This window comes from Bradyrhizobium sp. CCBAU 11430 (genome assembly GCF_028128855.1).
GTDB classification, from domain to species: domain Bacteria; phylum Pseudomonadota; class Alphaproteobacteria; order Rhizobiales; family Xanthobacteraceae; genus Bradyrhizobium; species Bradyrhizobium ottawaense.
Window position 1 is genome coordinate 1 of sequence record NZ_LBJV01000066.1, and the last position, 15,044, is coordinate 15,044.

The following is a 15,044-nucleotide window of genomic DNA, read 5'->3' on the forward strand; positions in this document are numbered from 1 at the left end:
TGCTGCTGCGGGAGCCGCACCCGCGGGCGCCGCCGTTGCGGCCGCGCCACCGCCGGCTGCGGCGCTCACGGCCTTCTCGCAGCCCGGTGAAACTCTGGCCTTGTTCTTTTCAAGGCATTCGAGCGCTGCCGCGCCGCCCGGCGGCACGCTGGCGCACACCTTGGGATAGTCGGCGCGGCACGCGCTCTTGACCGCCGCAACCTGCGCGCTGCTCGGCTGCTTGGCGGCCGCGGCCTTCTGCGCGGGTGCGGCAGCCGGCTTTGCCGCGGGGGCGGCATCTGCTTTCGGTGCGCCTGGCGCCGTTTCCGCCTTGGGCGCGGCCTCGCTCTTCGGCGCGGCGGGGGCAGCTTCGGTTTTCGCCGGTTCGACAGCGCGAACCGCGGTCTGGCATCCCGCCGACAGGCCGGACATGTTCTTCGCCAGGCATTGATACGCTTCCACGCCGCCGGGCGTCACGCTCGAGCAATGCGCCATGAAATCCGAACGGCATGCGGAGCGGATGGCGCTCTTCTGAGCTTCGGTCGGTGCTTGCGCGAACGCGCCTGTTGCAGTTGCGAAGAGCGTGGCCGCCAGCAACGCCTTGCGCGTCGATGCCTGTTTCAACGTGTTGAACATCTGGTGATTTCCTGCCCCGTCGGTCACGACGACTTTCAAAATGTGATGTAATCGCAATCTTCGCGAGTGACGCCTCGCAAGCAGCATCATTCGCCGCTTTGACGTCACCCGCAAGTCAATTATGCCGGTGCAATTGCGCCGTCAGAGCCTGACCATGCGCTTGCCGCGGTTCTCGCCCGCAAGCAATCCGATCAGCGCCTTCGGCGTGTTCTTGAGGCCATCGATGATGTCCTCCTGCACCTTCAGCTTGCCGGATTTGACCCAGCCCTGGAGCTCGGCGAGCGCGCGCTGGCTCTCCTTCATGTAATCCATCACGATGAAGCCCTGCATGACCAGCCGCTTCACCACGATCAGCCCGGGCACGCCGCGCGGGCCGTGCGCGGAGGGCGCACCGTCATATTGCGAGATCGCGCCGCAGCAGGCGATGCGGCCGTAATTGTTCATCTGCGGCAGGCAGGCTTCCAGAATGTCGCCGCCGACATTGTCGAAATAGACGTCGATGCCCTTGGGTGCAGCTGCGCGCAGCGCCTTGAAGACCGCGCCGTCCTTGTAGTCCACGGCGGCATCGAAGCCGAGCTCGGAGGTCAGCCAGCTGCACTTGTCCGCGCCGCCGGCGATGCCGATCACGCGGCATCCTTTGATCTTGGCGATCTGTCCGACGATCGAGCCGACCGAGCCCGCGGCCGCGGAGACCACGACGGTCTCGCCCTCTTTGGGCTTGCCGATCTCCAGCAGGCCGAAATAGGCGGTGAGGCCGGCGATGCCGAACACGCTGAGCAGGTGCGTCATCGGCTCGAGCTTCGGCATCTTGGTGAGATGCTTTGCCGGCACCGCGGCAAATTCCTGCCAGCCGGTGTCACCGAACACGATGTCGCCCGCCGCAAGCCCATCGGCCTTCGAGCTGACGACCTCGGCAATGGCACCGCCAGCCATCACGCTGTTCGCTTCGACGGCGGAACGATAGGTCGCGCCGTGCATCCAGGCGCGGTTGGCGGCGTCGAGCGAAATGTATCGCACGCGCAGCAGGACTTCGCCGTCCTTCGGCTCCGGCACCGTGCTCTCCACCATCTTGAAATGTTCGGGGCCGAGCTTGCCGCTGGGTTTTTCGACCAGCAGAATCTGGTGATTGATGTTGCCGCTCATGGCGTTTCCCTCTTTGATTGTCTTGACGATTATTGATGCAACCGCCGCAAACAAAACGTGCAGGCCGCATGCGTTGTGCGCTGCATGAAGGCTAGATCGCGGCGTTCCATTTCACAACGGGAACATCCTGAAAACGCGATCACACGCAAAGCGTGTTGCGTCGTTGTGATAACTGCGACATCATGAAGCGCCGGTGTACGTGGGGGTAAGCGATGTCGAACAGGTTTACGCAATACATTCTGGCCGCGATGGTGCTCGGCATCATCATGGGGTCGGCAATCTACAACTTCCTGCCCGACACGCGCGCCGACTGGGCGTCCTCCATCAACCTGATCGCCATGATGTTCCTGCGCCTGATCAAGATGATCATCGCGCCGCTGGTGTTCGCGACCCTGGTCGGCGGCATCGCCCATATGGGCTCGGGCTCCAAGCTCGGCCGCATCTTCGCCAAGACCATGGGCTGGTTCATCAGCGCCTCCTTCGTCTCGCTGCTGCTCGGCCTCGTGATGGTGAACCTGCTGCAGCCCGGTGCGAACTTCCCGGGCACGCTGCCCCAGGCGGGGCAATCGACCGGCCTGCCGGTGTCGGCATTCTCGATCGAGAAATTCCTAACCCATCTGATCCCGACCTCGATCGCGGACGCTATGGCGCAGAACGAGATCCTGCAGATCGTGATCTTCGCGGTGTTCTTCTCGGTGGCGATGGGCTCCATGCCCGAACGTTCGAAGCCGATCCTCGCGATGATCGACGACGTCGGCCACATCATGCTCAAGGTCACGAGCTACGTGATGCTGTTCGCGCCGCTCGCGGTGTGGGCGGCGATCACCGCAACCGTCGCCAAGAACGGCCTCGCGGTGCTCTGGAAGCTCGTCGTGTTCATGGGCGGCTTCTATCTCTCGCTGGCGATCCTGTGGACCATCCTGGTCATCGTCGGCTTCATCGTGATCGGCCCGCGCTACAGCCATCTGTTGAAGCTGGTCCGTGAGCCGCTGATGATCGCTTTCTCGACCGCGAGCTCGGAGGCGGCCTATCCGAAGACGCTCGAGGCGCTCAACCGCTTCGGCGCGTCGTCGCGGATCTCGAGCTTCGTGCTGCCGCTCGGCTATTCCTTCAATCTCGACGGCACGATGATGTACTGCACCTTCGCGGCCGTCTTCATCGCGCAGAGCTATCACATCGACATGCCGCTCGGCACCCAGCTTGCGATGCTGGCGACGCTGATGATCACCTCGAAAGGCGTCGCCGGCGTGCCGCGCGCCTCGCTCGTGGTGATCGCCTCGACGCTGGCGCAGTTCAACATCCCCGAAGCGGGCCTGTTGATGATCATGGGCATCGACACCTTCCTCGACATGGGTCGCAGCGCCACCAACGTGATCGGCAACACGCTCGCGACCTCGGTCGTGGCCAAATGGGAAGGCGAGCTCGGGCCCGAGCACGAGCTCGGACCCGGCGAGGTCGTGCCTGAGGACATGGTGCCGGGCGAAGTGCCCGCGATGGCCGGCCATGGATAGGAGCGAACCATGGGCCAGACACTGGCGAGGTCACTGACCTCAATCGGCTTGTTGCTCGCGGCATCGTTGCTCGCAACCTCCTTGTTCGCGACCTCGGCATCCGCGCAGACCGGCGGCGAAGGGCTCAGCCCGACGCTGTCGGCCATCAAGACGGCGCACACCGTGCGGCTCGGCTATCGCGAGAGCTCGCCGCCGTTCTCGTTCCTCGACCAGTCGGGCCGTCCAATCGGCTACAGCCTCGAGCTCTGCGAGGCCATCGTCGAGGAGATCGGCGTCGAGGTCGACGATCCCAATCTCAGAATCGACTACGTCAAGGTCACCTCGGACGACCGCATCGACGCCGTGCTGCAGAACAAGATCGACCTGGAATGCGGCTCGACCACGGCCAATGCCGAGCGCGGCAAGCGCGTCGCCTTCTCGCCGCTGATGTTCGTCGCCGGGACCAAGCTGATGGTGCCGAAGACATCCAGCGCCCAGTCGCTCACCGATCTGAAGGGCAAGACTATCGTGGTGACGAAGGGCACCACCAACGAGCAGGCGATCCAGGCCGCGGACAAGAAATTTTCGTTGGGATTGAACATCGCCGTCGGCGCCGATCACGAGCAATCCTACCAGATGCTCGCCGATGGCAAGGCCGATGCCTTCGCAACCGACGACATCCTGCTCTTCGGCCTGATCGCGCGCCACAAGGCGCAGGACAAGTTCCGCGTCACCGGCGATTATCTGTCCTACGACCCCTACGGCATCATGTTCAGGAAGGGCGAGCCGCAGCTATCGGCCGTGGTCGAGCGCGCCTTCCGCAAGCTCGGCTCCAACCGCGACCTCGTCCCGCTCTACAACAAATGGTTCACCGCAAGGCTTCCCACCGGCGAACGTCTGAACGTGCCGATCTCGCTGCAGCTGGAAGAGGCGTTCAAGGCGATGGACGATTCAGCGAGCGCGAATAATTAGACGGCGGTTCGCTCTCTCTCCGTCATCCTGAGGCGCGCGCTCGGCGGTGCAAGCGCACCGCCGAGCAGGCCTCGAAGGATGAACGGCCGAGCTGGCAGCCGGGCCGTCGCCCTTCGAGGGCCGCTGAAGAAGCTGCCACCCCCAGCGCAACGGCCTTGCCGTTGCGCTGGGGGTGGCGGTGATGGGTCATCGTTCGCTGTGCACTCGATCGAACACCCGATCCAGCGCCGCATCATACGCCGCTTGCACCAGTTGCGGATGCAGCTTGCCGAGCGTTTCCATCATCACGCCGGAATTGATCTCGAGCACTTTCCATTCGCCGTCGACGCGGACCACGTCGATCGACGCAAAAGCGATGCCGATCGCGCGCGCGGCATCCATTGCCAGCTCCACGCAGGCCGTTCGAACCTCGCTGTCCCCCAGCAACACCGGCTTTGCGCCGGCATCGAGATTATGTCGCCAATCCGTGCCGCGCTGCTTGCTGTAGACGACGAGGGGCGCCTCATCGAGCAGCACCACGCGGACCTCGTCCTCGATCGCGACATAGGGTGAGATCACGAGCCCGGCGCTCATCGAAAACACCTCGCTGGCCGCGTGGTCGAGTTCCGCCTCCGTCGTCACCTTGAACACCGAGCGCCCCGATGTCCCCTCGTTCGGCTTCACCACCACGCCTTGCGGATTCTGAGCGAGCAGCGCGAGCATCCGCTGGCGCCAATCGGCACCGGCGACGTGCACGCCCAGCTTCGGGTTGAGGAAGAGGTGATGGGAAATGCAGGGCACGCCCTCCAGCGCCAGCGCCTCTGATGTCGCCGATTTGTCGTTGGCGAGGCGATGGGCGATGGCGCTGTTGAGGCCGATGTCGTAGCCGAAGGCGAAGCGCCGCTCATCGCCCCGGCGCATCGCGATCAGCCAGCCACCGGCGCGGACATCGACCGCAATGCCATGCTCCGCGCAATAGCGCCTGATGGCCTGGACGAAGATTCGCTCGTCGCTTGCCGCCATGTGTTTCCGTCGCGCTTCAGACGTTCCTGGCGCCAAAAGCCGCAAAAATGCGGGAAACGGCGCCGAACCAGGGTGAAAGTCAGAGCTATTCTTAATGAAATTCTCGCGAGCGCGATGGAAATTAAGTGCTGCATTCGAACGCTGCAGGGAAAAGAAATTGCCCGCCGCGCGCGCCCGGCAGCAGATTCATTAACAATATGGCCAATTCCGCCGCAAATGCCGGTTTGACCGGCATCAATTGCATCCGGAACGAGGTTGATTATTGGTCTCAATGGCGTAGATCACACACGCGAAATCCTCCGCCATGGCAATGGTGTCCGCCCCGTTTCAGGGCCGGGCAACGCTTTTGCCCTAAAACCGCAATTATTCGGAATATCGAAAATCATGAGCGCGTTTTACCGAGAGAAGGTTCTTTCCGTCCAGCACTGGACCGACACGCTGTTCAGCTTCCGCGCCACGCGCGATACCGGCTTCCGTTTCCAGAACGGCCAGTTCGCGATGATCGGCCTCGAGATCGACGGCCGTCCGCTGCTGCGCGCCTACAGCATGGCGAGCGCCAATCACGAGGAAGAGCTCGAGTTCTTCTCGATCAAGGTTCAGGACGGCCCGCTGACCTCGCGCCTGCAGAAGATCAAAGAGGGCGACACCATCCTGGTCGGCCGCAAGGCGACCGGCACGCTGATCACCGATAACCTCCTTCCCGGCAAGCGGCTGATGCTGCTCTCGACCGGAACGGGCCTCGCGCCGTTCGCGAGCCTGATCAAGGACCCCGAGGTCTATGACCAGTTCGAGTCGATCGTGCTGGTGCATGGCTGCCGCCAGGTCTCCGAGCTCGCCTATGGCGAGAAGCTGGTCGCTTCCTTGCGCGAGGATGAGCTGTTCGGCGAGCTGCTCGCGGACAAGCTGATCTACTACCCGACCGTGACCCGCGAGCCGTTCAAGAACCGCGGCCGCATCACCGACCTCATCAACTCCGAGCAGATCTTCAACGATATCGGGCAATCGCCCCTCGACATCGCCACCGACCGCATCATGATGTGCGGCAGCCCGGGGATGCTCGAAGAGCTGAAGGTGATGTTCGAAGGCCGTGACTTCATCGAAGGAAGCGGCAACAAGCCTGGCCATTTCGTGATCGAGAAGGCATTCGTCGAGCGCTAAGCTCTTTTGAAGAAGCGGCGTAATCGCGCGCCACACTCAACTCGTCGTCCCGGACAAGCGCAGCGAAGCGGAGCGCCGATCCGGGACCCATAACCACAGGCCGTGGTTATGCGAAGGGTCGGAGTGACAGTCTTCTCTCACCACGACATCTTGTGGTTATGGGTCCCGGGTCTGCGCTTACGCTTGCCCGGGACGACAGCTGAGCTTGGGGAATCCAGTGTGACCCCACGCGCGGCCATTAAGGGCCCAGCGTCCGCCGCCCCTCCACCACCCTTCTGCTGCACTGCAAAACCCGCCCATCGGGCTGGTTGATCTATCTCGGCCGAATTCGCTAGCCTGAAACAAGGGCCGCGTCATATCCGTATGACAGGCAAGGGCGTATCGTACCGCCTCATTGCTGGCGAGAGGATGGGAATCGTGGCCGACGACACCAAGACGCAGGACTCCTCCCAACACTCATCCCACAAACGCCTGCCGCTGGCGGAGGAGGGGATCATGGAGACCCTGCTGCTGCCATTCTCGCCGCGCTTCATCGTGCTGACGATCTGCGCAGTCGTCACCGCGCTCCTGATCGGTATCGGTATCGCCGACCGCAAGATCTTCGACATCCTGCTGGTGCCGATCCTGATCTTCGGCGCGCTGACGCTGCTCGGCGTCCGCGATCTCCTGCAGAAGAGCCACGCGGTGCTGCGCAACTATCCGATTTCGGCGCATATCCGCTTCCTGCTCGAAGAGATCCGCCCGGAGATGCGGCAGTATTTCTTCGAGAGCGAGAAGGACGGCATGCCGTTCTCGCGCGACACCCGCGCGGTGGTCTATCAGCGCGCCAAGATGGAACTCGACAAGCGTCCGTTCGGCACCCAGGAGGACGTCTACCGCCAGGGCTACGAGTGGATGCACCACTCGGTGTCGCCGAAGGCGCATGCCGAGGAGAAATTCCGCATCAGCATCGGCGGCCCCGACTGCAAGAAGCCCTATTCGGCCTCGGTGTTCAACATTTCCGCGATGAGCTTTGGCGCGCTCAGCCCCAACGCAGTGCGCGCGCTCAATGCCGGCGCCAGGAAGGGCGGCTTCGCGCACGACACCGGCGAGGGCGGCGTCAGCCCCTATCACCGCGAGATGGGCGGCGACATCATCTGGGAGATCGGCTCCGGCTATTTCGGCTGCCGTCATCTCGACGGCACCTTCGATCCCGAAGCGTTCGCGCGCGTCGCCGGTGACGACCAGATCAAGATGGTCGAGCTCAAGGTCAGCCAGGGCGCCAAGCCCGGCCACGGCGGCGTGCTGCCGGCGGCAAAGGTCTCGGAGGAGATCTCCAAGATCCGCGGCGTCGCGATGGGCGAGGACTGCATCTCGCCGGCCTCGCATCGCGCTTTCTCCACCCCGGCCGGCATGATGCAGTTCATCGCCGAGATGCGCCGCCTGTCGGGCGGCAAGCCGGCCGGCTTCAAGCTGTGCATCGGCCATCCCTGGGAATTCCTGGCGATCTGCAAGGCGATGCTTCAGACCGGCATCTATCCGGATTTCATCGTCGTCGACGGCAACGAAGGCGGCACCGGTGCGGCGCCGCTGGAATTCATGGACCATCTGGGCATGCCGATGCGCGAGGGCGTCAATTTCGTCCACAACGCGCTGATCGGCATCAATGCGCGCGACCGCATCAAGATCGGCGCGTCCGGCAAGATCGCCACGGCCTTCGACATGGCGCGGGCGATGGCGATCGGCGCCGACTATTGCAATTCGGCGCGCGGCTTCATGTTCTCGCTCGGCTGCATCCAGTCGCTGAGCTGCCACACCGACCGCTGCCCGACCGGGGTGGCGACGCAGGATCCGACGCGCGCGCGTGCGCTCTACGTGCCGCTCAAGATCGACCGCGTGCACAATTATCACCACGCGACGCTGCATTCGCTGACCGAGCTGATCGCCGCGGCAGGCCTCGAGCATCCGCAGCAGCTGCGCCCGATTCACTTCACCCAGCGCACCTCGACCACCGATGTGAGATCCTTTGCGCAGCTCTATCCGGCGCTGCGTCCTGGCGAGCTGCTCGAAGGCACCGAAGACCCGCGCTTCCGCGACGCCTGGCGGTTGGCGCAGGCGGAAACGTTCCAGCCGGCGCCATAGGGCATCGCTCGGCCGGTGGCGGCACCGGCCCGGCCCGCGCATATTCGTCGCGAGCGGAGCTGGCATTTAAGATTTTGTTCAACTTTGGGTGTAGATTGTGCCCATGGACGAACGGCGCGACAAGGCGAGACATCGCGTGCTGAAGGCCGGAACGATCGAGTTCGGCGGCGGCGCGATCGACTGCACCGTCCGCAACCTGTCCGACACCGGTGCCGCGCTCGACGTCACCAGCCCGGTCGGCATTCCCGAGCATTTCACCCTGTTCGTCCAAGCGGACGGAACGCATCTGTCGTGCACCGTGATCTGGCGCAAGGAGAAGCGGATCGGCGTGAGGTTCGGATGAGGTGAGTTGGCGCGAGGTGAGTTCGCGCTGCAAACACCGCTGTCGTCCCGGGGCGCGACAAAGTCGCGAACCCGGGACCCATAACCACAGGGAGAAGTCGCCGCGCGAGCTGGCAACTCCGAATCTTCGCCAAACGGCCTTCCGGGAGTATGGGTCCCGGATCGGCGCGCGCTTGAAGCGCGCTTGTCCGGGACGACAGCTGTGGTTGAGGCTCGCTCTATCAACTACCCCGTCTCGACCTCACTCAACCGGCTCGCCAGGATCTTGTCGATCCGCCGCCCGTCGAGATCGACCACCTCGATGTGCCAGCCGCCGAAGTCGAAGGCATCGCCGGTGTCGGGCAGCACGTTGAACTGTTGCAGCACCAGGCCCGCCACCGTGTTGTAGCGGTGCGGCGGCAATTCGACGCCGAGCAATTCGCCGAATTCGTCCACCGGCATCCAGCCTGAGATCAGCAGCGAATCGTCGGCGCGCCTGACAAAGGCGGGCTCCGGCGGTCCGGCCTCCGAATGGAAGGCGCCGACGATCGATTCGAGGATGTCGGCGGCCGTCACCATGCCTTCGAAGCCGCCATATTCGTCGTAGACGAAACCGACGTGGACCGGCGCAGCCTTCAGGATGGTCAGCACGTCGCGCGCGTCTGCCGACGCCGGGATGCCGGGCGCTTCGCGCACCAGCGCGCGCAGGTCCGGCGTGCGTTCGTTCATATAGGCGATCAGCAGGTCCTTGGCCTGGAGCACGCCGATCGGCTTGTCGCGGTCGCCGTCGGAGACGGGAAAGCGCGAATGCGGGCTCTTGGCGATGATCTCCCGGATGGCCGCCGGATCGTCGTTGAGGTCGATCTCGTCGACCTCCGTGCGCGGCGTCATCACTGCGCCGACCGGCCGGTCGCCGAGCCGCATCACGCCGGCGATCATCTCCTTCTCACCGGGCTCGAGCACGCCCGCGCTCTCGGCCTCGCTGACGAGGTGGTGGATCTCGTCCTCCGAGACCTTCTCCTCGGCCTTGCCGCCGCGACCGAGCAGCGTGAGGATCAGCCTGCCCGAGAGATCGAGCAGAAAGACCAGCGGCAGCGAGACCTTCGCAAGCACGTGCATGGCGGGCGCGACTCTGACCGCGATGCTTTCGGGGTCGCGCAGCGCCACCTGTTTCGGCACCAGCTCACCGACGATCAGGGTGGCGTAGGTGATCAGCGTCACGACGATGCCGACGCCGACGATGTCGGCAATTCCCGCGGATAGACCGAGCTCGAGCAGCCATTGCGTCAGCCGCTGTCCGAGCGTCGCGCCGGAGAACGCGCCGGAGAGCACGCCGACCAGCGTGATGCCGATCTGCACCGTCGAGAGGAACTTGCCGGGATTGGCTGCCAGCGTCAGCGCCCGCTCGGCGCCGCGCACGCCCTTGGCGGCGAGCATCGACAACCGGGCCGGGCGGGACGAGACCACGGCCAGCTCCGACATGGACAAGAGGCCGTTGATGACGATCAGGACGACGACGATGACGAGTTCGACCGAGAGCATTGACGTTCCGAGGTAAGGGAGTGTGGCCGAATAGGACGGCACACGCCTTGATATAGGTATTCGGCGAAGAAATGCCGGCAATTTTGCCGCATTTGGCGCCCCGAGGGAACCGTGTCGCCGCTGACTTGGACTCGCTTGCGCGAGCTCCCGTGGAACTACGAGAATGCCGATGCTTAACGGGCTCTTAGTGGCCGCCCGGCTAGGTTTTCGACATTGCAGAAGTGTATTCGGGGGACCCAGGGATGCGGATCGGGAAGCTTTTCGCGCTGTCTATGCTGACGGTGACGGTATTTGCAGTCATCCTCGGCGCCGAGGTGCTGATACCCCAGACGCGCATCTTCACGAACCGCTCCGACGCGATCAAGACTGTCGATGCCTTTGGTGCGACCCTGATGGTCAGTCAGCACGTCGCCGGCCTTCGCGCCCCCTATATCGGTCCGATCTTCCAGGAAGCGGCGGCGACGCCAGCCCAGATCGAAGCGGCCGGGAAGGCCGCGAAAGCCGCCGAGGCCGGCTTCGAGGCTGCAAGGCGCGCGATCCTGGTGCTGGATGACGGCGGAGCGATTGTCGAGAATCTCGACCGTGCCGCACGGCGGCTGAAGGAGGTCACCGCGGCGGCAGATCGCGCGATGAGCGTCCCGCTGGCAGCGCGCGATGGTGCTGTGATCAAGGGCTTTCTCCCCGGCGTTGCCGAGGTCATCGGCAACATCGAGCCGGTCATGAACCGGCTCGAAGCGAAAGTCATCAACGCCGATTCCTCGCTCGCGGCGCTGTTGAGCCTGGCGCGGACGGCCCAGGACCTGCGTGTCGCGGCCGGCAGCCGAGCGGCCACGCTGTCCCCGGCGCTGTCCGCGAGCCGCCCGCTCACGGCGACCGAATTGTCGCTGATGGATCGCATGCAAGGCCGCGTGGAGGCCGACCGCGAGCGCATCGAGGCAGGCATCGACCAACTCGGAAATCCCTCCCGCATCGCGACCGCGCTGAAGGCGGCGACGGAATCGTATTTTGGAAAAGCTGCGGCCGCCGTCGACAAGGAGATTCCCGCAGCCCGGAGTGACGGCAAGTACAGCAGCAACGCCGACGAACTGGCGAAGGTCATCGTGCCGGCCATCCAGATGTTCTACGGCGTGCGCGATGCCGCATTGGCGGAAGCTTCCGAGCGTGCCTCGGCCTCGCGCGATGGCGCACTGGCGATGCTCGCGCTCGCAGGCGTGGTGGTTCTGGCGCTGCTCGGGACTCTCGGTGGCGTGACCATGATGCTGCGCAGGCGCGTGGTGACGCCGCTCAGCCGGCTCGCGGACGTGATCGCAACGCTCGCTGCCGGACAACACGGCGTCGAGATTCCCGCGACGGGCCGCAATGACGAGATCGGCCAGGTGGCGGGCTCGCTGCAGCACTTCAAGGATTCACTGCTCGCCAAGAAGGCCGCCGATGAGGCGGCCGCGGTCGAGGCCGACGCGAAGCTCCGGCGCAGCCAGCGTATGGACCAGATCGCGCGCGATTTCGAAGCCATGATCGGCGATGTGATCAACACGGTGTCGTCGGCTTCCTCGGAGCTGGAAGTGTCCGCGGGAACGCTGACGAGCACGGCCGATCAATCGGAAAAGGTCACCGCGACCGTCGCGGCCGCTTCCGAACAGGCCTCCACCAACGTGCAGACCGTTGCCGCGGCGGCCGAGGAGATGGCCTCGTCGGTCGACGAGATCAGCCGGCAGGTGCAGGATTCCGCGCGCATCGCCGGCGAAGCGGTGCAGCAGGCGGGCCGGACCAACGATTATGTCGGCGAGCTCGCCAAGGCCGCGGGGCGGATCGGCGACGTCGTCGAGCTCATCAGCCAGATCGCAGGCCAGACCAATCTTCTGGCTCTCAACGCCACCATCGAGGCGGCGCGCGCCGGCGAGGCCGGCCGCGGCTTTGCGGTGGTCGCCTCCGAGGTCAAGGCGCTGGCCGAGCAGACCGCCAAGGCCACCGGCGAGATCAGCCAGCAGATCACGGGAATCCAGACCGCGACGGAGGACTCCGTCGGCGCCATCAGGTCGATCAGTGACACCATCTCCCGCATGTCCGAGATTGCATCCGCAATCGCCGCGGCGGTGGAGGAGCAGGGCGCAGCGACGCGGGAGATTTCCCGCAACGTGCAGCAGGCGGCCCGCGGCACCCAGCAGGTCTCCGCCAGCATCGTCGACGTGCAGCGCGGCGCGAGCCAGACCGGATCTGCCTCCTCCAACGTGCTCGCCTCGGCCAGATCGCTGTCCGGCGAGAGCAGCCGTCTCAAGGTCGAGGTCGGCAAGTTCCTGGACGCGATCCGCGCTGCGTAGAACTTCTGCGCCTCTGCTGCAGGGAGAAGCAATCGCATTCGAAGAGCGACGTGCCCGCGGCCCATCCTTCGAGACGCGCGCAAGTGCGCGCTCCTCAGGATGGAGTGTGCGGAGCGCTTCGATGAGTCCGGTGTCGCTTGGGCTCATCCTGAGGAGCCCGTGAAGCGGGCGTCTCGAAGGACGAGGCGCGCGCATTCATCCGGGCCGTACTGCGCTCAGAACTCCCCGTGCAGCCGCCCGGAAATGACCGACACCGGTCCGCGATCGGCGTTGTAGGCGGGGTTGACGATGAGCTGGTAGTCGGCGGTGAGGGTGAGATTCTTGTTCAGCGCATAGGCGTAATAGGTTTCGAGGATGCGCTCCTTGCGGTAGTTGAGCGCACCGTCGCCGACCAGCACGCCGAGGCCGCCTGCGGCGAGGAAGTCCCGGTAGTCCTGCGAAATCGCGTTGATCGCGCCGCCGACGCCGACCACGTCGTCAGGCCGGCCCCATTTCGTGCCCTTGATCGAAAGACCAGCCGACAGGCTGCGGTTGATGTCGGTGAAGGCGAGCGTTTCGCTCTTGCCGTCGTTCCAGCTCCAGCGGCCGAACAGTCCGACATCTTCGGTGATCGCCTGCTCGAGGTTGACGACATAGCCGACCTTGGTGCGGCCGCGCCGGGTCTGCGCAATGTCGAGATTGAGCGCGGGATTGTTCAACGTCTCGCGGAAGCTGCCCATGTTGGCGCTGTCGAGCCAGCCCATGGTCCTGAGCTTGCCGGGTTGGCCGAACAGCGAGAAGCGCGTCTCGAGCTCGATCACGTACTGGCCGCGCTCCCCGACCTTGGTGTCGAAATGATTTGAATTGGGCTCCGCGACCATCAGGAAATAGCCGCCGCGCAGCGCCCATTGCTTCTGATTGAGCTCGGCGGTGACGCCGTAGGTAAGGCCGACCTTGTCGGCGGAATAGTCGAAGGCGCCCGGGGCCCAGATCGACCAGTTCATGAAATCCCTGCGGGTGTCCTTGGCGTAGGCATTGCCGTCGAACACGTCGACCACTGCGAACTTGCCGGCCTGCACGGTGAGGCGGGACACGTCGACCTTTTGCCCCAGCTGCAATTGGCCGCTGGCGAGTTCTTCCTGCTCGCCGCCGAAGCCGAAGGTCTGGCGCACGAACAGGCGCGAGGTGTTGTAATGCGGATAGGGGAAGTTCGACTTCTGCGCTTCGCCGTTCGGGAAGCCGGCCGCGCCGACCGTGTCGTTCAGGCCAAATCCCTGGAGCAGCTCGGGATTGTAATAGACCTCGCCGCCGTCCCACAGCCGCGCGTTCAGGAACAGGCTGTTGCTCCAGGTCGCCTTGGCCTGCCTCGTCGGCGAGAGAGAGTTCGTTCCGCTGTAGAGCGCGGGGAACGACGGATAGCCTTGCGGCAGATAGGTGCTCTGGCCGTGAATCTCCCAGCGATCCGATTCGGTGTCGATGAGCGAGCTGTTCGGATTGTAGCTCGGCATGCCCGGCCAATCGACCTTGCGGTTGAGGCCGAGCCTGACCTGCTGGAAGTCGAGCGACGAAGAGCTGTATTGGGCCCCCGTGGAGAAGGCGACATTGGCGCCGTCGAAGCGGCTGTAGAGATATTCGAGCCGTGCGCTCCAATGCGGCGCGAAGCCGTATTCGACGCCGGCACCCGCGATCCAGCCGGGCCGCGTGTTCAGGATTTTCGGGACTTCGGCGCCGGAGGCCGGCGTGTCGAAATAGCGCTCGCCCATCCAGGCAAAGCCGCCGGTGGCGTAAACCAGCCACGGACCGCTGGTGTAGCCGACGCGGCCGCGCAGGCTGGCGGTGTAGTCCCATTGCTGCGTGACAGTGTTGGCGGGTGTCGTCAGGAAGGAGACGATCGAATTCGAGGTGATGTAGTTGGGGAACGTGAAATCGCCTTCGACGCCGACCAGCCAGCCGGAGTTGAGGCGGTAGTTGTAGCCCGCCTGCACGCCGCCGATCATGCCGCTGAAGACGCCGCTGTCGTTGATCCCTGTGCCGTCGTTCAGCGCAAACTGCGACGAGCCGCGGCCATAGCCGGCATGCGCACCGATATAGAGGCCGGTCCAGTCATAGACCGCTCTCGGCGCCGGCGCCTTCAGCGGCAGATCGGCCGCGCGCCCCGCGGCGGGAAAAGCCAGCACGCCCGAGGCAATCGCCGCGGCCGTTCGCAAGTATCTGTAACGGTGACTTCTCAACGTCAAAACGCACGCCCCCAAAACGCGAATGTGTCCCACCCGTCGCGATATCCCTGCCGATTCGCGGCGGCCCTGTCATCAGGTCTTGGTTGCTCGCGTCGTCGAGATGATCTCGATTCGACGCGATTTCGCCCCAAGTTCCCGAGCCTGTT

11 protein-coding genes are annotated in these 15,044 nt (G+C 64.5%); 6 read left to right on the top strand and 5 right to left on the bottom strand.

Translation table 11 applies throughout. The features are described from left to right. A partial coding sequence (locus tag XI04_RS25105; RefSeq protein ID WP_271623795.1) for a cysteine rich repeat-containing protein occupies nt 1–615 on the bottom strand: 615 nt, incomplete at its 3' end. Nucleotides 616–756: 141 nt separating this feature from the next. Further along, a complete protein-coding gene (locus XI04_RS25110) occupies nt 757–1,758 on the bottom strand; it encodes an NADP-dependent oxidoreductase (RefSeq protein WP_038947411.1) in 1,002 nt (333 codons plus the stop codon). A gap of 212 nt (nt 1,759–1,970) precedes the next feature. On the opposite strand from XI04_RS25110, the gene XI04_RS25115 reads away from it, so the two are divergent. Continuing rightward, the gene (locus XI04_RS25115; protein ID WP_095424470.1) at nt 1,971–3,269 is read left to right on the top strand and encodes a dicarboxylate/amino acid:cation symporter; all 1,299 of its coding nucleotides are present in this window, start codon (nt 1,971–1,973) and stop codon (nt 3,267–3,269) included. A gap of 9 nt (nt 3,270–3,278) precedes the next feature. Continuing rightward, nucleotides 3,279–4,220 carry an amino acid ABC transporter substrate-binding protein gene (locus XI04_RS25120; protein ID WP_095424469.1) on the top strand — a complete coding sequence of 314 codons (942 nt, stop codon included), beginning with the start codon at nt 3,279–3,281 and terminating at the stop codon, nt 4,218–4,220. Between the two features lie 186 nt (nt 4,221–4,406). On the opposite strand, the gene XI04_RS25125 is transcribed toward XI04_RS25120, so the two are convergent. Further along, nucleotides 4,407–5,222: an ATP-grasp domain-containing protein gene (locus XI04_RS25125; protein WP_095424468.1), complete on the bottom strand. Its 816-nt coding sequence runs from the start codon at nt 5,220–5,222 to the stop codon at nt 4,407–4,409. A gap of 384 nt (nt 5,223–5,606) precedes the next feature. Between XI04_RS25125 and XI04_RS25130 the strand changes: the two genes are divergently transcribed. The 3 genes from XI04_RS25130 (at nt 5,607) to XI04_RS25140 (ending at nt 8,844) form a co-directional block, all read left to right on the top strand. Further along, nucleotides 5,607–6,380: a ferredoxin--NADP reductase gene (locus tag XI04_RS25130; RefSeq protein WP_028143822.1), complete on the top strand. Its 774-nt coding sequence runs from the start codon at nt 5,607–5,609 to the stop codon at nt 6,378–6,380. Nucleotides 6,381–6,788: 408 nt separating this feature from the next. Beyond that, nucleotides 6,789–8,501 (top strand): FMN-binding glutamate synthase family protein, encoded by a 1,713-nt coding sequence (locus XI04_RS25135; RefSeq protein WP_271609183.1) that lies wholly within the window; start codon nt 6,789–6,791, stop codon nt 8,499–8,501. A 103-nt stretch (nt 8,502–8,604) separates the two neighbouring features. Beyond that, on the top strand, nt 8,605–8,844 hold the full coding sequence (locus XI04_RS25140) for a PilZ domain-containing protein (RefSeq protein ID WP_018316424.1): 240 nt from the start codon (nt 8,605–8,607) through the stop codon (nt 8,842–8,844). Between the two features lie 224 nt (nt 8,845–9,068). Here the strand turns inward: XI04_RS25140 and XI04_RS25145 are convergent, their stop codons facing one another. Next, on the bottom strand, nt 9,069–10,364 hold the full coding sequence (locus tag XI04_RS25145) for a hemolysin family protein (RefSeq protein WP_028143820.1): 1,296 nt from the start codon (nt 10,362–10,364) through the stop codon (nt 9,069–9,071). A gap of 242 nt (nt 10,365–10,606) precedes the next feature. On the opposite strand from XI04_RS25145, the gene XI04_RS25150 reads away from it, so the two are divergent. Then, on the top strand, nt 10,607–12,682 hold the full coding sequence (locus tag XI04_RS25150) for a methyl-accepting chemotaxis protein (protein ID WP_038973024.1): 2,076 nt from the start codon (nt 10,607–10,609) through the stop codon (nt 12,680–12,682). Between the two features lie 215 nt (nt 12,683–12,897). On the opposite strand, the gene XI04_RS25155 is transcribed toward XI04_RS25150, so the two are convergent. After that, complete coding sequence (locus XI04_RS25155) at nt 12,898–14,868, bottom strand: carbohydrate porin (protein WP_028143818.1); 1,971 nt, start codon at nt 14,866–14,868, stop codon at nt 12,898–12,900. Nucleotides 14,869–15,044: the final 176 nt, after the last annotated feature.